The organism is Stenotrophomonas sp. GD03777, assembly GCF_029842485.1.
Classification (GTDB): domain Bacteria; phylum Pseudomonadota; class Gammaproteobacteria; order Xanthomonadales; family Xanthomonadaceae; genus Stenotrophomonas; species Stenotrophomonas sepilia.
Window position 1 is genome coordinate 39,239 of sequence record NZ_JAOCGL010000013.1, and the last position, 19,075, is coordinate 58,313.

At 67.0% G+C, this 19,075-nt stretch carries 15 protein-coding genes; 5 read left to right on the plus strand and 10 right to left on the minus strand.

Annotation, left to right across the window (positions count from 1 at the left end; translation table 11 throughout):
• The first annotated feature begins 6 nt into the window (after positions 1–6).
• Positions 7–1,854: an SLC13 family permease gene (locus N5E02_RS05335; protein ID WP_005418803.1), complete on the plus strand. Its 1,848-nt coding sequence runs from the start codon at positions 7–9 to the stop codon at positions 1,852–1,854.
• A 132-nt stretch (positions 1,855–1,986) separates the two neighbouring features.
• On the opposite strand, the gene N5E02_RS05340 is transcribed toward N5E02_RS05335, so the two are convergent.
• Positions 1,987–2,322 (minus strand): Rieske (2Fe-2S) protein, encoded by a 336-nt coding sequence (locus tag N5E02_RS05340; protein WP_065185296.1) that lies wholly within the window; start codon positions 2,320–2,322, stop codon positions 1,987–1,989.
• 178 nt (positions 2,323–2,500) lie between these two features.
• Between N5E02_RS05340 and N5E02_RS05345 the strand changes: the two genes are divergently transcribed.
• The 4 genes from N5E02_RS05345 to N5E02_RS05360 all read left to right on the plus strand — a co-directional run bounded on the left by N5E02_RS05345 (position 2,501) and on the right by N5E02_RS05360 (position 5,699).
• Positions 2,501–2,782: a hypothetical protein gene (locus tag N5E02_RS05345; RefSeq protein WP_005410817.1), complete on the plus strand. Its 282-nt coding sequence runs from the start codon at positions 2,501–2,503 to the stop codon at positions 2,780–2,782.
• Positions 2,783–2,857: 75 nt separating this feature from the next.
• Positions 2,858–3,574 (plus strand): fumarylacetoacetate hydrolase family protein, encoded by a 717-nt coding sequence (locus N5E02_RS05350; RefSeq protein ID WP_005418807.1) that lies wholly within the window; start codon positions 2,858–2,860, stop codon positions 3,572–3,574.
• A gap of 54 nt (positions 3,575–3,628) precedes the next feature.
• Positions 3,629–4,033: a large-conductance mechanosensitive channel protein MscL gene (mscL, locus tag N5E02_RS05355; protein WP_005418809.1), complete on the plus strand. Its 405-nt coding sequence runs from the start codon at positions 3,629–3,631 to the stop codon at positions 4,031–4,033.
• A 244-nt stretch (positions 4,034–4,277) separates the two neighbouring features.
• Positions 4,278–5,699 carry a M28 family peptidase gene (locus tag N5E02_RS05360; RefSeq protein WP_065179503.1) on the plus strand — a complete coding sequence of 474 codons (1,422 nt, stop codon included), beginning with the start codon at positions 4,278–4,280 and terminating at the stop codon, positions 5,697–5,699.
• Between the two features lie 127 nt (positions 5,700–5,826).
• Here N5E02_RS05360 and N5E02_RS05365 read toward each other — a convergent pair whose 3' ends face one another.
• The 9 genes from N5E02_RS05365 to N5E02_RS05405 all read right to left on the minus strand — a co-directional run bounded on the left by N5E02_RS05365 (position 5,827) and on the right by N5E02_RS05405 (position 18,613).
• Positions 5,827–7,278: an alanine/glycine:cation symporter family protein gene (locus N5E02_RS05365; protein ID WP_065179504.1), complete on the minus strand. Its 1,452-nt coding sequence runs from the start codon at positions 7,276–7,278 to the stop codon at positions 5,827–5,829.
• A gap of 10 nt (positions 7,279–7,288) precedes the next feature.
• Positions 7,289–8,275: a hypothetical protein gene (locus N5E02_RS05370; protein WP_065179505.1), complete on the minus strand. Its 987-nt coding sequence runs from the start codon at positions 8,273–8,275 to the stop codon at positions 7,289–7,291.
• A gap of 182 nt (positions 8,276–8,457) precedes the next feature.
• On the minus strand, positions 8,458–9,291 hold the full coding sequence (locus N5E02_RS05375) for a TrmH family RNA methyltransferase (RefSeq protein ID WP_005418814.1): 834 nt from the start codon (positions 9,289–9,291) through the stop codon (positions 8,458–8,460).
• On the minus strand, positions 9,292–10,800 hold the full coding sequence (locus tag N5E02_RS05380; RefSeq protein ID WP_005418815.1) for an alanine/glycine:cation symporter family protein: 1,509 nt from the start codon (positions 10,798–10,800) through the stop codon (positions 9,292–9,294).
• A gap of 178 nt (positions 10,801–10,978) precedes the next feature.
• Entirely contained in the window at positions 10,979–11,563 is a 585-nt protein-coding gene (locus N5E02_RS05385; protein WP_065179506.1) for a GNAT family protein, read from the minus strand.
• A complete protein-coding gene (locus N5E02_RS05390) occupies positions 11,556–14,681 on the minus strand; it encodes an efflux RND transporter permease subunit (RefSeq protein ID WP_005418827.1) in 3,126 nt (1,041 codons plus the stop codon). The genes N5E02_RS05385 and N5E02_RS05390 overlap by 8 nt, the downstream gene beginning before the upstream one ends.
• Complete coding sequence (locus N5E02_RS05395; protein ID WP_065185297.1) at positions 14,678–15,784, minus strand: efflux RND transporter periplasmic adaptor subunit; 1,107 nt, start codon at positions 15,782–15,784, stop codon at positions 14,678–14,680. Before N5E02_RS05395 ends, N5E02_RS05390 begins: the two co-directional genes overlap by 4 nt.
• Before the next feature lie 273 nt (positions 15,785–16,057).
• Positions 16,058–18,121: a TonB-dependent copper receptor gene (locus tag N5E02_RS05400; RefSeq protein ID WP_065179508.1), complete on the minus strand. Its 2,064-nt coding sequence runs from the start codon at positions 18,119–18,121 to the stop codon at positions 16,058–16,060.
• Between the two features lie 72 nt (positions 18,122–18,193).
• On the minus strand, positions 18,194–18,613 hold the full coding sequence (locus tag N5E02_RS05405) for a DUF2946 family protein (RefSeq protein ID WP_065185298.1): 420 nt from the start codon (positions 18,611–18,613) through the stop codon (positions 18,194–18,196).
• Between the last annotated feature and the right edge of the window lie 462 nt (positions 18,614–19,075).

Consider the following 19,075-nt stretch of genomic DNA (forward strand, 5'->3'; position numbering starts at 1 on the left):
CCCCACATGGATACCGCGCTGACGCTGACCAACGACATGAAGCTCGTGCTCGGGCTGGTCGGCTTCACGATGGCGATGTTCCTGTTCGAGCGCATCCGCGCCGACGTGGTCGCGCTGGTGGTGCTGGTGGTGCTTGGTGTCACCGGGCTGATCGCGCCGGAGGAGATCTTCGGCGGTTTCTCCGGTAACGCGGTGATGAGCATCATCGCCACCACCATCCTCGGTGCGGGCCTGGACCGCACCGGGGCGCTGAACCGGCTGGCGGCCTGGCTGCTGCGGCGCGGCCACGGTGTCGAGCAACGGCTGCTGATGATGACCACCGCCATCGCCGGCCTGAACTCCTCCTTCATGCAGAACCCGTCGGTGATGGCGTTGTATCTGCCGGTTGCCTCACGACTGGCAGCGCGCACCGGGCTGACGATGCAGCGCCTGCTGCTGCCGATCTCGGCGGCGATCGTGATGGGCGGTGCACTGACCATGGTCGGCAATTCGCCGCTGATCCTGCTGAACGATCTGCTGGCCTCGGCCAACAACAACCTTCCCTCCGGCCTGGCCACCATCGAGCCGCTGCGCATGTTCGCGCCGCTGCCGATCGGTGTGGCGTTGCTGATCGCTTCGTTGCTGTACTTCCGCTACTACGGCGACCGCAAGCTGATCGAAGAGGAAAGCCTGGTCAATGACGGGGTCACCCCGGCGCGCACCGAGAGCTACTTCGCCAAGACCTATGGCATCGAAGGCGATGTGTTCGAGCTGGTGGTGACCGCCGAGAGCCCGCTGGTGGGCATGACCCTGGGCGAGGCCGAGACCCTGCACGATGCGCCACTGCTGCTGGCCCTGAAGACCGGCAACGACACCCGCCTGGCACCGCCGGCGGAGATGCGCATCTGGGTCGGCAGTGTGCTCGGTGCGATGGGACCGCGCCAGCAGATCAGCGACTTCGCGCAGAACCAGTTCCTGCGCATGTCCTCGCGCCTGAAGCACCTGGGTGACCTGTTCAACCCCAGCCGCGCCGGCATTTCCGAGGCAGTGGTGCCACCGACCTCGAACGTGATCGGCAAGAGTGCGGCCGATCTGCGACTTCGCAAGGAGCGCGGCATCAGCCTGCTGGCGATCAACCGCGACAAGCAGGTGATCCGCGAGGACGTGCGCGACGTGCAGCTGCGCGCCGGCGACATGCTGGTGTTCCACAGCATCTGGACCGACCTGGCGCAAGCCGCGCGCAGCCGCGACTTCGTGGTGGTGACCGACTATCCGACCGGCGAGCAGCGCCCGCACAAGTTCAAGATTGCGATGGCGATCTTCGCGCTGACCATCCTGATCGCGCTGACCAGCAAGCTGCCGGTGGCGCTGACGCTGATGACCGGCGTGGCCGGCATGCTGCTGACCGGCGTGCTGCGTATGGACGAGGCGTATGCCTCGATCAACTGGAAGACGGTGTTCATGATGGCCGGGCTGATTCCGCTCGGCTGGGCGATGGACTCCAGCGGTGCGGCCGCGTGGGTGGCCGGCCATACCATCGACAAGCTGCCGACCGGCATTCCGGTGTGGGTGCTGGAGGTGGCGCTGGCGCTGCTGACCACGGCGTTCTCGCTGGTGATCAGCCATGTGGGTGCGACCATCGTGATGGTGCCGATCGCGGTGAACCTGGCACTGGCGGCGGGGGGCAACCCGACCGCGTTCGCGCTGATCGTGGCGCTGTCGGCGTCCAACAACCTGATGACGGCCTCCAACCCGGTGATCTCGATGATCACTGGCCCGGCCAACTACACCCCGCGCGAGATGTGGCGGGTCGGCGGCCCGCTGTCGCTGATCTACACCTGCGTGGTGGTGCTGATGATCAACCTGATGTTCTGAGGGATGGGATCTACAGTAGATCCACGCCATGCGTGGATGCCTTTTGTAGCGTCGAGCCATGCTCGACTGCTCCTGGCTTGATGGGGTCAGAGCCGTTTTCCTGCGGAAAACGGCTCCGACCCCCAGCTGGCCTCAGGCCAGGTAGACCAGCCCGTCGCGTACGTCCACCGGCACCGTACGCAGGCGGTCACCCTTGCACGGGCCGGCGATGCAGTCGCCGCTGTCCAGCGTGAACGAGGCGCCATGCGCGGCGCATACCAGGTGGCCCTCACGGCTCTTCAGGAACTGGCCTGGGGCCCAGTCCAGGCGGCGGCCAGCGTGCGGGCAGATGTTCAGGAACGCGCGCACCTGCGCGCCGTCGCGGTACAGCACCAGCGATTCGGCATCGCCATCGACCACCGCTTCGACCTCGGCAAACGCGCCATCGGCAATGGCATCAAGGGCGATCAGGGCAGCAGCGATAGTCATGGCGAAGGCTCGGACGGTAAACCGGAATTGTCGCATGCCTGCTCAGGTGACTGGCTGCGACATGAACACAAGTCATTGATCCGTAATAAGCACAGGCTATATTTAACGAGTTTTTCACTCAATGACAGTGGCGCGTCCCGATACTCTGTTTTCGCTGATCCCAGCCTATCGAGCCGCCATGTTCAATCGCGCATCCGCCTTCAACCAGTTCCGCACCCTGTTCGCGCCGCGTAAGCCGCGTCATCCGCTGGTGCGCGTCGCCGTGGGCCTGCTTGGCCTGGCGATCCTGGCGGCGATGGTGTTCATCGGTGTGTTCGTTGGCGCGGCGATGATCCTGGTCGGCCTGGCGTGGAAGCTGCTGGCTTCGCGCAAGCCGGGCGTTGCGCGTCCGGTTGACCCGACCGTGGTTGAAGGCGAGTATCGCGTGGTGCGCAAGCCGGTGTTGCCGGCCTCGCGCTGATCCAGGCCTTCCGCGCCCGCTGACGGCGGGCGCCATGCGTTCTAGACTGCGGGCACGCCCTTCCTGGATGCCCGCATGTCCGATGTCTCCGATGTGATCCCTGCCGTAGCCCTGCCGCGTGTACCGGTAGCCGGTGGCGGCAGCTTCCCCGTGCACCGCATCTACTGCGTCGGCCGCAATTTCGCCGACCACGCCCGCGAAATGGGCGCGGCGGTGCCGGCCGCCGATGACCGCGGCCGCCCGATGTTCTTCAGCAAGCCGGCCGATGCGATCGTGGTCGGCCACGACGATGCCATCCCCTACCCGCCGGCAACCGCCAACCTGCACCACGAAGTGGAACTGGTGGTGGCGATCGGGCGCGATGCGCCCACCGGCGAGCTGGCCGTGGCCGACGCCGATGCGCTGGTCTATGGTTACGCCGTCGGCCTGGACCTGACCCGCCGCGACCTGCAGGCCGCGGCCAAGGACAAGGGCCACCCGTGGGACGCGGCCAAGGGCTTCGACGCCTCCGCGCCGATCAGCGAAATCGTCCACGCCGAGGAAGTCGGCGACCTGGCCGCGCTGAACCTGTCGCTGGAGGTCAACGGCGAAGTGCGCCAGCAGGCACTGCTCGACCAGATGATCTGGAACGTGCCGGAGATCCTGCATGAGCTGTCCAAGCTGTGGCAGCTGCGTGCCGGCGACCTGGTGTTCATGGGCACCCCGTCCGGGGTGGCTGCGTTGAAGCCCGGCGACCGCTTCAGTGCCCGCCTTGAAAACGTGGCCGAGCGCCACGGCGTGATCGCCGGCTGACATCACCTGCGCTACCCTGCGCGCTGTCCACTTCCCCACCGGAGAAAAACAACAATGGGAATGCTCACCGAGTTCAAGGAATTCGCCATGCGCGGCAACGTCATTGACCTCGCCGTCGGCGTGGTGATCGGCGCGGCCTTCGGCAAGATCGTGACGGCGCTGGTCGAGAAGATCATCATGCCGCCGCTGGGCTACTTGATCGGGCGCGTGGATTTCTCCAGCCTGGCCTGGACGTTGTCGCCAGCCCGGCTCGGACCGGATGGCAAGGAGATCCCGGCGGTGGTGGTTGGCTACGGCGACTTCATCAACACCGTCATCCAGTTCGTGATCGTGGCTTTCGCGATCTTCATCGTGGTCAAGGCGATCAACCGGCTGTCGCGGAAGAAGGAAGCTGCCCCGGCGGCGCCGGCCGAAGAAGTGGTGCTGCTGCGCGAGATCCGCGACAGCCTGAAGAAATGAGGTATCGGGCGCCTATGGGCGCCCCTCCCACCTGTAGAGCCGAGCCCACGCTCGGCTGATCTGCAAAAGGCAGCCGAGCATTGGCTCGGCTCTACAGAAGCAGGCGAAAGCCCCGTCCTGGCGGGGCTTTCGCTTTGCCGGTCATGGCGGAAAACAGCGTTCGCGCCAGCCATGACCTCCCGCCCATGCGCCGGGCTGAACGACTGTTAAGCTCCAAGGCTTAGGTCCCTTCCCGGAGTTGTCCATGCGTCGCCGCGTCCTTGCCATCGCATCCTCCCTCGCCCTGCTGGCCGCCCCGGCCTTCGCGGCGCCGCACACCACTACCCTGCCCCCGGCGTCGCTGGCCACCGCCGCACAGCTGCGCGACCAGGCGCTGGCCGATGACACCGGCTGGAAGGTGGTCGAGTCGCTCACCACCGAGATCGGTCCGCGCATCGCCGGCAGCGAAGCCGACGCCCGCGCCGTGGCCTGGGCCGAAGCCAAGTTCAAGGCCCTCGGTTTCGACAAGGTGTGGAAGGAGCCGGTGACATTCCCGAAGTGGGAGCGGCGCAGTGAACACGCCGCCGTGACCGGCAGGAACCCGCAGCCGCTGCAGATCACTGCGCTGGGCGGCAGCCCAGGCGGCACCGTGGAAGCCGAGGTGGTGCGCTTCGCCGACCTGGCCGCGCTGCAGGCCGCACCGGCGGGTTCGCTGAAGGGCAAGATCGCCTTCGTCGATTACCAGATGCTGCCGTTCCGCGATGGCCGCGATTACGGCCGCGGCGGTGCGATCCGCAGCAAGGGGCCGTCCGAAGCGATCCGCAAGGGCGCGGTCGGTTTCCTCATGCGCTCGGCCGGTACCGACTCGCACCGCGTGCCGCACACCGGCATCACCCGTTTCGATGAGGGCCTGACCCCAGTGCCGTCGGCCGCGCTGTCGGTGCCCGATGCCGACCAGCTGGCCCGCCTGCTGGCGCGTGGCAGCACCACGGTGAAGATGGCATTGGATTGCGGTTGGGATGGCACCGCCACCTCCTACAACGTGATCGGCGAGATCACCGGCCGCAGCCTGCCGAAGGAAGTGGTGGTGATCGGCGGTCACCTGGATTCGTGGGACCTGGGCACTGGCGCGGTGGATGACGGCGCGGGCGTGGGCATCACCATGGCCGCCGGCCACCTGATCGGCCAGCTCAAGCAGGCACCGAAGCGCACCATCCGCGTGATCGCCTTCGCCAATGAGGAACAGGGGCTGTATGGCGGCAAGGCCTATGCCGAAGCGCACGCGAAGGACGTGGCCCTGCACCAGCTGGCCGCCGAGAGCGATTTCGGCGCAGGCCGCATCTACGCCTTCAATACCGGTTCGCCGAATCCGGACGGCTCGCGTGAAGCGACGAAGCAGATTGCCGAAGTGATGAAGCCGCTGGGCATCGAGTACCAGGCCGACAAGGGTGGCCCGGGCCCGGACGTCGGCCCACTGGCCGCCAAGGGCGGTGCGTGGGCGTGGCTGGCGCAGGATGGCTCGGACTACTTCCACCTGCACCACACCGCCGACGACACGCTGGACAAGATCGACCCGAAGGCACTGGCGCAGAACGTAGCCGCGTACACCGTGTTCGCCTACCTGGCGGCGGAAGCGGATGGCAGCTTCGGCAGCGAGGCCAAGGCGACCACGCCGCCGAACGAATGATGCTGTAGCGTCGGGCCATGCCCGGCGAGCGCAGCGGGAAAAGTGGTGCGAACCGCGGTTCGCACCCACCGGGCAATGGCGTGGATCAGAGCCCTCGCCCTTGGCGAGGGCTCTGACCCCGATCCTGTCAGCCTTCCCACACGCTGGTGTTGCGCACGCCCAGCAGTTTCGGGTTGAACAGCGGATCCTTGCCGGCCTGGCGATGCTGCTCGTAGTCACGCAGCGCCGCCAAGGCCGGTTTCTGCAGCAGCAGGATGGCGATGATGTTCAACCAGCTCATCAGGCCGACGCCGATGTCACCCAGCGACCAGGCCACCGTTGCACTGTTCACCGCCGAGTACCCGGTCGCTGCCAGGAACAGCAGCTGGAAGCTGCCCATCACCCACGGCGTCGGCCGATCGCGGCACAGATAACTGACGTTGGTCTCGGCCATGTAGTACAGCGCGAGGATGGTGGTGAACGCGAACGGCAGGATCGCCAGCGCTACGAACGAACGGCCGAAGCCCGGGAGCGCGGATTCCACCGCATGCTGCACGAAGCGTGGCCCGGCCTCGACACCCGGCAGATTGCCCAGTAACAGGCGCGCCTCATCCGGAATGCCGTTCACCGCGGGGTCGTAGACGTTGTACAGGCCGGTGGACAGGATCAGGAAGGCGGTCGCACTGCACACCACCATCGTGTCGATGTAGACCGAGAACGACTGCACCAGGCCCTGCTTGACCGGATGCGAGACTTCCGCGGCGGCGGCCGGATGCGCACCACTGCCCATGCCGGCCTCGTTGGACAGCACGCCGCGACGCACGCCCCACTGGATAGCGGTACCGATCATCGCGCCGAACGCTGCGTCCACGCCGAATGCACTGCGCAGCACCAGCATGATCACCTCCGGCACCTTTTCCGCGTTGAGCACCATCACCAGCGCCGCAACCAGCAGGTAGGCCACGGCCATCAGCGGCACCACCCATTCGGCCACGCGCGCAATGCGCCGCACACCGCCGATGAGGATGGCACCCAGCACCACCAGCAGAACCGCGGTGGTGGTCATCACCGGGACGTCCCAGGCTTCGTTCACCGCGCTGGTGATCGCATTGGACTGGGTGCCAGCCAGCATCGCGCCCGCCAGCACCGTCACCAGTGCGAACAGCACTGCATACCAGCGTTGGCCGAGGCCTTTTTCGATGTAATACGCCGGGCCGCCCCGGTACTGCCCCTTGCCGTCGCGATCCTTGTAGATCTGCGCGAGCGTGGATTCGATGAAGGCACTGGATGCGCCAAGGAAGGCGACGATCCACATCCAGAAGATCGCGCCGGGGCCGCCGAAGGCGATGGCCATGGCGACGCCGGCGATGTTGCCGACGCCCACGCGGCTTGACAGCGAAATGGACAACGCCTGGAACGGCGACACGCCGGCATCGGAGCGCTCATGGCGGAACATCAGGCGCAGCATGTCCGGCAACGCACGCAACTGGATGAAGCGCGTGCGCACGCTGAAGTACAGGCCGGTGAGCAGGCACAGCACCACCAGGTAGGGACTCCAGACGACGCCAAGGATCGTGTTGACGATGGATTCGATGTTCATCGGCGGCCCCTCAGAAGAACATGCCCAAGGCAATCTGGGGGCTGACGATATGGCTGGTGTTGCGGCCCGCCACGCTGAACTCCACGCCGGCGATCAGGCCCAGCGTCGGGCTGAAGTGGTACTCCACGGCCGGCGCCAGGGTGACGCTGCGGCTGGCCGGGCGATGCTCTTCGATCCGTTCGATCGCACCGCTGCTGTTGCGTGCGAAGCCGCTGAGGCGCTGGCCTGTCTCGCGGCTGGCGGCCACCTCCATCACGCCCACCCAACGCGAATTGAAGCTGTACTCGGCGCCGACCGACAGGCCCAGCACCGACCCGCGGGAGATATGTCCCTGGAAGCTGTCATCGGTGCCGTAGACGCTGGTGCCGGATATGGCGGTGCGCGACGGTGCCGGCCCGGCACTGAGCTGGGCACGCCAGCGCACGGGGCGGTCATTGCCCAGCCACACGACCTGCTGCACGCCCAGCGCTGCAGTGGTGCGCTGAACGCCGTCGCCCTGCGCATCGAGCGGATTGCCGGCGATGCGATCGTGGCTGCCGGTGCTGAAACGCTGCACCAGCGCGACCGAGATGGCCGGACGGGTGCCATCGGCATTCGGCGCCTGCAGCAGGTACTGCAGCCGCGCGGTGGTGTCACCGGCACGGAAGCCGCTGCTGCGCGCACCGCCGGACTCCGAGCGCGATGCACTGAGATTGACCTGGCCCATCACCCGGTCGCTGAAGCCATAGATGATCGGCACCACCGTGGCCCATGCACCGCTACGTTGCCCACTGCGGCGGCGATGGCCGCCATCGTCGTAATGATCGCGACTGTCGATCCGCACCAGATAGGGTTCGATGTACCAGTTGCCCTGCGGCAGGCCGGCCGGATTGGGGGTGATCAGCGGGCCGGTGAAGTTGACACCGTCAAGACTGCGTTCGTCAGCCGCTGCGTGGGCACTGGCAAGGACGTTGGCCAGCACCAGCAATGCGACGAGGGTACGGCGAGGATGATGCATGACAGCCACTCCTGGACAGCATGGGATGGAATTCCACCCTGCGTCGCCAGAAGCGGCTGACCAATAAGGAAACTTTCAAAACATCATGCGTGCTTGACGCAATTGCCGGCCCCGGAAGGGGTCAGAGCCCTCGCCTGCGGCAAGGGATCCGACCCCGAACATGGCGAGCCGCTGGGGTCGGATCAGCCGCGACGGCTGGCCCATTGCGCCAGCAGTACCGCCGTGGCCGAGGCTACGTTCAGGCTCTCCACCGCGCCGCTGCCGGGAATCGAGACCTGCAGGTCGCACGCCCCCGCCAGGCTGCGGTCCATGCCCTCGCCTTCGGCACCCATCACATACACCAGGCGGGCCGGCAGCGAGCTGCGGAACACGTCATCACCGCCCTCGACCAGGGTCGCGGCCAGGCCGAAACCGGCTGCGCGCAATTGCGCCATTGCCTGATCGGTCTCCGGCAGCTGCACCAGCGGCACCGCTTCGGCACCGCCTTCGGCAACGCGCGCGGCGGCGCCGGACAGGGCCAGCGTGCTGCCGGCCGGCAACAGCAGCGCCTTGGCACCGAAGTGCGCGGCCGAGCGCAGGATCGCGCCGAGGTTGTGCGGGTTGCCCACGCCATCGAGCCACAGTGCCAGCGCCGGGGCCTCGCCGACCTGCTCCAGCCACTGCGCCAGCGGCAGTGCAGGTGCACGCAGCACATCAGCCACCACCCCTTCGTGATGGGTGGTGCCGGCGAGCTTGTTCAGATCGCCATCCTCGACCACGCGGTAGCCCACGCGGTTGGCAACGCACCACTTCAACAGCGGCTGCAGGCGCGGGATGCGTGCTTCCAGCAGGTACAGCTTGCGCAGCGCCTGCGGCCGCGCTTCGAACGCAGCCAGCACGGCATTCAGGCCGTACAGACGCAGCTCATCGCTGCCACCGCGCCCACCACCGCCCGTGGCCGGCACCTCCGGGCGCGGCAACGGCGTTGCGCGCGGCGGACGGGCGGACGGGCGGCGGTTGTTCCAAGGGTTGTTCACTTACACACTCTCCTGCTTGCGCTGGCGCCAGAAATCGGCGTTCTTGATGCCCAGGGCATCAGGGTCGAACACCGGATCCAGGCCCAGCTTCTTCTGTCGTTCGTAGTCACGCAGGGCCAGCATCGCCGGCTTCTGGATGATGAGGATGGCGATGATGTTCAGCCAGGCCATCAGGCCGACGCCGATGTCGCCCAGCGCCCAGGCCAGGGTGGCATTGTGGAACGCGCCGAACACCACCATGCCGATGATGCCCAGGCGCAGCAGCAGCACGGTCAGCGGCCGCTTCCTGTTGTGGTTCACATAGCTGAGGTTGGTCTCGGCCATGTAGTAGTACGCCATGATGGTGGTGAAGGCGAAGAAGAAGATGGCCACCGATACGAACGCCGAACCCCAGCCCGGCAGCACCGCTTCCACGCCGGCCTGGGCGTAACCGGCGCCTTCCGGAATGCCGGCCAGGCCCTGGAAGATCGGCGCGGCGCCCTCCACCGGCGAGTACACGTTGTAGGTACCGCTGGCCAGGATCAGGAACGCGGTGGCGGTGCACACCATCATGGTGTCGAAGTAGATCGCGAAGGCCTGCACATAGCCCTGCTTGGCCGGATGCGAGACTTCCGAGGCGGCCGCCGCGTGCGGGCCCGAGCCCTGGCCGGCTTCGTTGGCGTAGATGCCGCGCTTGATGCCCCACTCCACGGCCAGGCCCATCATCGCGCCGAACGCGGCATGCGTGCCGAAGGCGCTCTTGAAGATGATGCCGAACATTTCCGGCACGCGGTCGTAGTTGATGATCATGATGATGATGGCCATCAGGATGAAACCGGCGGCCATGAACGGCACCACCACCTCGGCGAAGTTGGCGATGCGCTTGACGCCACCGAAGATCACCACGCCCAGCAGCAGCGCCACCACGATGCCGATCCCCAGCTTCAGCGCCTGCACCGATTCCATGCCGAAGGCCTGGCCATCGAGCGGACCGCACAGCGCGGTGCCACGGCAGGCGTTGATGATGCTGTCGGCGATGGCGTTGGCCTGCACGCCCGGCATCAGGAAGCCTGCGGCGATGATCGTGGCGATGGCGAAGGCCAGCGCGTACCACTTCAGGCCCATGGCTTTTTCGATGTAGTACGCCGGGCCACCGCGATAGCGGCCTTCGGCGTCCTTGGTCTTGTAGATCTGCGCCAGGGTGCATTCCACGTACGAGGTGGACGCGCCGAGGAAGCCCATCACCCACATCCAGAAGATCGCACCGGGACCGCCGAATGCGATGGCGGTGGCCACACCGGCGATGTTGCCGATACCCATGCGGCCGGCCATCGACATGGCCAGCGCCTGGAACGAGGACACACCGGCGTCGGATTTCTCACCCTTGACGGTGAGGCGGCACATCTCGAGGAACCCCCGGATCTGCATGAAGCGCGTGCGCAGGCTGAAGAACAGGCCGGCGCCCAGGCACACGAAGATCAGTGCCTTGCTCCAGATGATGCTGTTGATGAAGTGTACGGTTGCTTCCACGCGCGCTCTCTCCAGTCGGCGGGTTGTAAGGACGTCCCGTCGGCTGGAGGGGACCGGTCGATTCTCCCTGATCGAAGGCCGCTGCGGTAGCGCCATTGGTCGCGCCGGGCCATGACCGGAGAGCGGAGAAGGGGTCAGATCCCTTTTCCACTGGAAAAGGGATCTGACCCCGGGCCGTTCAGGGCAGCTGCGTGCGCACCCGGGCGAAACGGCGCAGGTCGTGCAACACGCCGCGCTTGTAGACCGCACAGCGCTCCACGCCCTCTTCCTGGAAGCCGTTCTTCTCCAGCACCCGGGCCGAGCCGAGGTTGAAGTCGACCACGGTGGCCTGCAGCCTGAACAGGCGCAGCTCATCCATCACCCACGGGGCGAACAGGCCGACCACGCGGGTCATCAGGCCGTGCCCCCAATAGGCCCGGCCCAGCCAGTAACCCAGTTCGGCGGTATGCCCACGCTCGGCCAGCCCCTGTTGGGCACCGACGCTGCCACAGGCCTGGCCGTCGATCTCGATGGCCAGGTTCAGGGTGCTGGGGGCCAGTACGCGGCCCGCGAGGAAGGCCTCGCCATCCTCGCGCGTGTACGGATACGGGAAGCGGTCGCGCAGGCCGCGCGACACCTCGGCGTCGTTGGCGTGGCGCAGCAGGGATTCCAGGTCGCCGGGCTGCCACGGGCGCAGAGTGAAGCCTTCGCCCTGCAGTGGTGGGGTCAGAGCCCTTTCCCCTTGGGAAAGGGATCCGACCCCGTCGACAGGCCGGTCAGGCATGACCACCCACCGACGGCGATTCCGCTTCCTGCTTCTCCAGCTCGCGCTTCACCGCTTCCGGCGAACGGGTGTACGGCGCCAGCCGCGCGTAGAACGCCGGCACCACGAACAGCGACAGGAAGGTCGAGAGGGTCACACCGAAGATGATCACGATGCCGATCGTGCCACGGCTGGCCGAACCAGGACCACCGGCGACCACCAGCGGGATCGCGCCGACCACGGTGGCGATCGAGGTCATCAGGATCGGGCGCAGGCGCACCATCGCCGACTCGATGATCGCCTCGCGCACGCTGCGCCCATCGTCGCGCAGCTGGTTGGCGAATTCGACGATGAGGATGCCGTTCTTCGCGGCAAGGCCGACCAGCATCACGATGCCGATCTGGCTGAACAGGTTCACGGTACCGCCACTCACCCACAACCCGACCAGCGCGCCGAGTACGCCCAGCGGCACGGTCAGCATGATGGTGAGCGGATGGATGAAGCTCTCGAACTGCGCCGCCAGCACCAGGTACACCACCAGCAGCGCCATCGCGAAGGTCAGCAGCACCGCGCCGCCGGCGCTCTGGTACTCGCGCGATTCGCCCTTCCAGTTCACCTGCGCGTACTGCGGCAGCTCTTCCTGGGCTACGTTCTGTGCCCAGGCAATGGCTTCGCCCAGCGGATAACCGGGCGCCAGGCCGGCACTGATGGTGATCGAGCGCAGTCGGTTGAAGCGGTTCAGGGTGCCGGCCTCGGCCACTTCACTCAGCGTGACCAGGTTGGACAGCGGCACCAGCTCGCCGGAGTTGGCGCGCACGCGGATCGCGGCCAGGTCGGCCGGGCTGGCACGACCATCGCGACCGGCCTGCACCAGCACGTCGTACTCCTCGCCGTTGTCGACGAAGGTGGTGACGCGACGCGAGCCCATCATGGTTTCCAGCGCCGAACCGATCGCGGTGACCGGCACGCCGAGATCGGCCGCACGCTGGCGGTCAATGTTCACCCGCATCTGCGGCCGGGTTTCCTTGTAATCGGAATCGGGGCCGACCAGGCCGGGATTGTCGGCCATGCGCAGCAGGATGCGGTCGCGCCACTGCGCGATCTCGGCATATTCCGGGCCGCCCAGCACGATCTGGAACGGTTGGCCGCCGCTGCGCACCAGGCCACCACCCACCTGCGTGCGTACGCGCACGCCGCGGATGGTATCCAGTTCCTTCTGCAGTTCGTTGGCGACTTCGGGCGTACCCTCGCTGCGCTGGCGCCACGGCTGCAGGAAGATGCTGACGCGGCCGGTATGCATTTCCTCGCTGGCGCCCCAGCCGCCCGGCACGCGGGGGTTGGCACGCACGATCGGCTTGTCCGGGCCGACATGCGGTGCCAGCAGCGCTTCCACCTGCTGCACCTGCTGCACGGTGTAGTCGTAGCCGGCGCCTTCCGGGCCGTCGATCATGATCTGGAACGAACCACGGTCTTCGGCTGGCGCCAGTTCCGACGGCAGCAGCTTGAGCAGGCCCCAGCTGGCGGCCAGCGCAGCCACCATCACCAGCAGGTAGATCCAGGTGCGGTCGACATGGTGATCGAGAACCCGCCCATAGGCACCCGCAAGGCGTTCCAGGTTGCGGTTGATGAAGCCGTGCAGGCCTCGCGGGGCCTGCCCGGTATGCGGCTTGAGCAGCTTGGAAGCCATCATCGGCGTCAGTGTGAGCGCAACGAACGCGGACAACGCCACGGCAGCGGCCAGCGCCACGGCCAGTTCGCGGAACAGTCGCCCGGTGTTGCCCTCCAGGAAGCCGACCGGCAGGAACACCGCCACCAGCACGGCAGTGGTGGCGATCACCGCGAAGGCGACCTGCGCGGTGCCGCGCTTGGAGGCCACCAGCGGTGGTTCGCCCAGGTCGATGCGGCGCTGCACGTTTTCCACCACCACGATCGCATCGTCCACCACCAGGCCGATGCACAGCACCAGCGCCAGCAGGGTCAGCAGGTTGATCGAGAAGTCGAACGCATACAGCGCGATGAACGCCGCCACCAGGCAGACCGGCACCGTCACCGCCGGAATCAACGCGGCGCGGAAGCTGCCGAGGAAGAGCCAGATCACCGCCAGCACCAGGATCATCGCTTCCACCAGGGTGGCGTAGACGCGGTCCACTGCAGCTTCGATGAAGGTGGTGTTGTCGAAGGCGACGAAGATCTGCGTGCCCTTGGGCAGGGTCAGCGCCACCCGCTCGGCCTCAGCGCGCGCAGTGCGTGCCACGTCCAGCGAGTTGGCGGTGGAGGTCTTGACGATGCCCAGGCCGATGCCGGGCTCGCCGTTGCTGCGGTAGTACGCGCGGCGTTCGGCCGAGGCCAGCTCGATCTTCGCCACGTCGCCCATGCGCACCACGTAGCCGTCGCGGCCCTTGCCCAGCGGGATGGTCGCGAAATCCTCGGGCTTGATGTAGTTGCGTTCCACGCGCAGGGTGAAATCGCGGTCGGTCGACTCGATGCGGCCGGCCGGCAGCTCGACGTTCTCGTTGCGCAGTGCGGTTTCCACGTCGCCGGTGGTCAGCCCGCGCGCGGCCAGCTGGTCACGGTCCAGCCAGATCCGCATCGCATAGCGCTGGCGGCCGCCGATGCGGACCTGGGCCACGCCATCGAGGCTGGAGAAACGATCGACCACGTAGCGGTCGGCATAGTCGCTCAACTCCAGCGTGTCCATGGTCGAGGACACCATGTTGAACCAGATGATCGGGTCGGCATCGCTCTCGACCTTGGCAATCTCTGGTGGCCGCGCCTCTTCCGGCATGCGGTCGGCGACGCGGCTGACCGCATCGCGCACGTCGTTGGCCGCCGCTTCGATATCACGGTTGGAGGTGAACTCGATGCTGACCTGCGAGCGGCCGTTGGTGCTACGCGCGTTGATCGTATCGATGCCTTCGATGCCAGCCAGCGCATCTTCCAGCACCTGGGTGATGCGGCTTTCGATGACCGCCGCCGACGCGCCGGTGTAGTCCACCGACACCGAAACGATCGGAGGGTCGATGGCGGGCAGTTCGCGCAGGGTCAGGCGGGTGAAGGACATCACGCCCAGCACCAGCAGCAACAGGCTCATCACCACGGCGAACACCGGCCGCTGGATGGAGATGTCGGACAGCTTCATCCGCCGTGGCCCTCGGTCGCGACCGGCGCCGGCGCGTCAGCCGGTTTGGCGCCAGAGGCCGGTGCGGCGTCCTTCGCAGCGACCTTCAGGCCCGGGCGCAGCTTGCCGGTGCCATCGACCACGATGCGCTGGCCTGCTTCCAGGCCCTGCCGGATCTCGACCACGCCGGCACGGCGCGCGCCGGTTACCACGTCCACCCGCTCGACGCTGTCGTCGGCCTTGATGCGGTACACGAAGGTATCGCGGCCGACCTGTACCACGGCGATTTCCGGGACCACCAGCGCCGGGCGCTCGGGGCGGAACAGGCGCACGTCCAGCAGCATGCCCGGGCGCAATGCGTGGTCGCCATTGGCGAAATCGGCGCGCACGGTCACCGCACGGGTGGCCGGATCGATGCGCGCATCGATGGTGCTGACCACGCCCTCGAAGGTGCGACCCGGCCAGGCCACGCTGGTGGCACTGACCTTGTCACCAACGCCCAGCGCAGCCAGCTCCACTTCCGGCACCTGGAAATCGACATGCATGTGCTCGATGTCGTCGAGCGTGGCGATGACCGTGGTCGGGGTCAGCAGCGATCCCGGACTGACCTGGCGGATGCCAAGCACACCGGCAAAGGGCGCACGCACACGGCGGTCGCCAATGTCTGCCTGCATCTGCATCACGCGCGCCTCGGCGGCGTCGCGGATCGACTTCTGCGTATCCAGCGTGGCGCTGGACACCAGCCGCTGGGCGGCCAGTTCGCGCTGGCGCTTGTACAGCTGATCGGCTTCATGGAAAGTGGCCTGCGCCTGCACCAGTGCGGCTTCCTGGGCCTGCCCGCGCAGCGTCACGATCGGCGCACCGGCGGCAATGTGCTGGCCGCTCTCGAAGTGCACTTTCTCGACGATCTCGCTCACTTTGGCAGTGACGCTGATCGACTCGCGCGCCTTGGCCGTGCCCAGTGCCTGCAGGGTGTCGTTCCACTGCCTGGGCTGCACGACCTGCGCGGTGACCGGCACCGCTTCGCCCTGCCGACGTGCGGCGGCCTCCTGTTTGCCTGCGCACCCGGCCAGCACGGCCAGGCTGAGGCCGAGGGCCAGGGTCGAAGCGATACGAGCCAACATGAACGGTCCTGATTGATCCACGGCCGCCGAGTGTAGGCAAGTGCCCATAAAAGCGGTATGTGCCAAGCGTTTACCGGCGTGGAACCTAGGCTGCGATAGCGCCTTGAACCCGTTCCGTGCAAGGCTGCCATGGGCAGTGTCGGCGTGTGTCGGGGTGTATCCAGTGGTGCACCACCGCGGCCGTCATCGTAGAGTCGAACCTGCCCGACCGAGGGCGTCGGGCGGGGCCGGATCCTGGCGGGGATCCGGCCCCGTTTTTTTATGCCCGGCGGATCAATACCGGTAGTTCAACTTCATCCACACGCTGCGCCCCGGCTCGTTGATCCGCACCGGGTCGGCCGGGAAGCCGAAGTCGGCGCTGCCGGCCAGGTTCAGGTGCTCGCTGTAGGCGCGGTCGAACAGGTTGTCGACGCCGGCGCTGAGCTGCAGCTGCGAACTGAAACGGTACGCGGCATTGAGCGCGAAGGTGGCAAACCCGGCGCTCGGCCCGAGGTCCTGCGCGACCACGTTGCCCTGTCCATCTGCGACACGATGCTGATGGGTCACCGCGCGCAGCAATGCGCCGGCACTCCAGCGCTGGCCCTCCCAGTTCGCGCTCAGGCGTGCTTCCAACGGCGGCATCTGCGGCAGCGGACGCTGCTGGTCGCGGTTCTCTCCCCAGGCATAGGCCAGCGTGCCGCCCAGCTTCCACTGCTCGGTCAGGCTCACTTCCAACCCGGCCTCGGCACCGGCAATGCGCGCCTCGACGTTGCTGGCCTGGCTCATGCCCATCATGCCGCTGCCGTGGTAGGTGAACAGGATGTAGTCCTGGATCTGCCCGGCATAGGCCGAGACCCAGGCCTGCACGCGCGGTCCCTTGTACTGCAGGCCCACGTCGAGCTGGGTGGTGCGCTCGGGCTGGATGCCGGCAAACGCGTTCATTGCACCGGCCGGTCCGTGGTCGGGCGAGAACAGCTCCCAGTAGTCGGGCATGCGTTCGCTGTGGCCGAGGCCGGCGTACCAGGTCAGGCCGTCGGCCAGGTCCTGCTCGTAGCGCAGGAAGCCACTGCCGAGCCACGCCTTGCGCTTTTGCTCGGCCGTTGGGTTGGGCCGGCTGCCCATCATTCCACGGATCGACTGCCGCTCATCACGCACGCTGGCACGATCGATGCGCAGGCCGCTGATCCAGCGCTGATCGGTGCCGGCGCCGAGGGTCAACTCGGTGAAAACGCCATAGCGGCGGAAGCTGGCATCGGTCTGCCACGCCGCCTGGCGATAGGTGCCCCGGCCCATGCCCATTCGCCCACGATGGCGGCTGTCCTCGCCATCCACACCCGCCACCAGTTGCACGTCCTGCCAGCGCCACTCGGAACTGACCCGGCCGCCCTGGGTGCGTCGGTCCACGTTCGATGCCATCGGCATCGGCATCATGCTGTGCGGATTCGGCGTTCGCAGCGTGTAGTTGTCCATCACGTGGTCGGCCTCGTTGTAGTACACGTTGGCCTGCACTGTGTCCCAGGCACCCGGCAGATTGCGCTTCTCGAAGCGCGCGGCGTAGCTGGTGCGTTCGAACGCGGCACCGTCCATGCCGCGCCCCGCGTAGCGTGCGATCGCATCGCCGGCACCGGCAGAAATTTCCAGCAGCGTGTCGGCATCCGGCGTCCAGCCGATCGCCACGTCACCGTTCCACTTGCGCCACTTCGATGGCACCACATCGCCGTTGCCGTCCTTGTAGTCATCGGCTTCGGAACGGTTGCCGCTGGCGCGCACATAGCCGGTCGGGTTGCCCAGGGTCAGGTCCAGCACCTGGTCGTTGCGGTTGCGCGAACCGACCAGCGTACTGGCATCGGCACGCAGGCCCGGTTCCTCGAAGCGCGGTGTATCGCGTTCGAAGCGCACGGTGCCGGCCGAGGCACCTGCCCCCCAGCGCACGCTCTGCGGGCCCTTGATGATGGTCAGGCGGTCGAAGCTCTCCGGTGCGATGTAGGACAGCGGGTTGTCCATGCGCGAGGGGCAGGCGCCGATCAGGTTGCCGTCATTGCTGAGGATGTTCAGGCGCGAACCCAACATGCCGCGCAGCACCGGGTCACCGTTGGTGCCGCCGTTGCGGATGGCGGAGAAGCCAGGAACGGTCTTCAGGTAATCGGCGCCGTCACTGGCAGGGACCGGCTGCCGCGGCAGGCGTGGATCGGTCACCCAGTGCAGTGGCGACGAAGGCGCGGCGGCGGTGACCACCAGCGTATCGAGAGTGCGCGCCTCTTCGGCGGGCGCGGCATGGGCGAGCGTTGCAGCTGCGGCCAGGCCAAGGGCAACCGGCAGGCGCACGCAGGCGCCCGCGGGGCGGGAAGTCATTTTCATCGGAACAGCTCCAAGGTACGCACGCGCGCACGGCGCCCGGTCAGGCGTCGTGCGGCAGATTCGACAGGAAAATCAGCGGACGATGGAGGCGCGCGGTGGCCCACGCGCGGCGTGTGCCGGCCAGCGCAGTGCCGGCAGTACCTGCTGTGACCACGGGAATACCAGCCGCGGCCGCCACAGCAGTGGCAACAGCAGCACCAGTACAGCCAGCCACGGCAGCAGGCGCATGGCCAGCACGCAGTATTCGCAGGCTTCGCCATGCATGGCGTGGGGATCGGCCGGTGGGGTCGGACTCCGTTGCCCGTGCAGAGGGCTCTGACCCACTGCGGCAGCGTCGTGGTGCATGTGCGCGTGGTCCATGCCTGCCATCGCCGCGTGGTCCATCGGCGGCGCCTGCAGCGCGCGGCTGACCAGTGGCGCAAGCACCATCAGCAGCGTCGCCAGGATGGCGAGCTGCAGCAGGAGGCGCTGCGGGCGGGACAGGCGGGTCACCCCGCTAGTGTAGAGGCGGGTCCAGGGTTGCCCGTGCGACGAACCGTCGCAGGCGTTTGCGACACCCCGTCGCGGGGGTGTTCGGCAGGGCTGCGCCCTGCACCTGCAGAGACCACGTCCACGGCAAGAGCCCAAGCAACAGCAAAAGCAAAAGCGGTTTCCTGTGGGTAGGCGGGGTGGGTCCGGTTGCGGGGGACGCCGTAAATACGTCCATGCAGGCTCGGCTCACGCCCCCGCAACCGGACCCACCCCGCCTTCGACAGTCTTCTGCGGTCTGTTGAAACGGCTCTTGGGGTCAGATCCGTTTTCCGCAGGAAAACGGACCTGACCCCAGATGCATTTCCATATCTGACAGATTTCATCCACGCATGGCGTGGATCTACCGTGTCGACCAAGGTCGACACCTACCAACAGCCATCGGAATCTGTCAGAGGCGGGGCGGTGTGGGCAGGCAGGACCGTT

Bases quoted from the DNA above. Each gene is read 5' to 3' on its own strand.
- N5E02_RS05335 (WP_005418803.1), top strand. From the start codon at position 7: ATGGATACCGCGCTGACGCTGACCAACGACATGAAGCTCGTGCTCGGG.
- N5E02_RS05340 (WP_065185296.1), bottom strand. From the start codon at position 2,322: ATGACTATCGCTGCTGCCCTGATCGCCCTTGATGCCATTGCCGATGGC.
- N5E02_RS05345 (WP_005410817.1), top strand. From the start codon at position 2,501: ATGTTCAATCGCGCATCCGCCTTCAACCAGTTCCGCACCCTGTTCGCG.
- N5E02_RS05350 (WP_005418807.1), top strand. From the start codon at position 2,858: ATGTCCGATGTCTCCGATGTGATCCCTGCCGTAGCCCTGCCGCGTGTA.
- mscL (WP_005418809.1), top strand. From the start codon at position 3,629: ATGGGAATGCTCACCGAGTTCAAGGAATTCGCCATGCGCGGCAACGTC.
- N5E02_RS05360 (WP_065179503.1), top strand. From the start codon at position 4,278: ATGCGTCGCCGCGTCCTTGCCATCGCATCCTCCCTCGCCCTGCTGGCC.
- N5E02_RS05365 (WP_065179504.1), bottom strand. From the start codon at position 7,278: ATGAACATCGAATCCATCGTCAACACGATCCTTGGCGTCGTCTGGAGT.
- N5E02_RS05370 (WP_065179505.1), bottom strand. From the start codon at position 8,275: ATGCATCATCCTCGCCGTACCCTCGTCGCATTGCTGGTGCTGGCCAAC.
- N5E02_RS05385 (WP_065179506.1), bottom strand. From the start codon at position 11,563: ATGCCTGACCGGCCTGTCGACGGGGTCGGATCCCTTTCCCAAGGGGAA.
- N5E02_RS05390 (WP_005418827.1), bottom strand. From the start codon at position 14,681: ATGAAGCTGTCCGACATCTCCATCCAGCGGCCGGTGTTCGCCGTGGTG.
- N5E02_RS05395 (WP_065185297.1), bottom strand. From the start codon at position 15,784: ATGTTGGCTCGTATCGCTTCGACCCTGGCCCTCGGCCTCAGCCTGGCC.
- N5E02_RS05400 (WP_065179508.1), bottom strand. From the start codon at position 18,121: ATGAAAATGACTTCCCGCCCCGCGGGCGCCTGCGTGCGCCTGCCGGTT.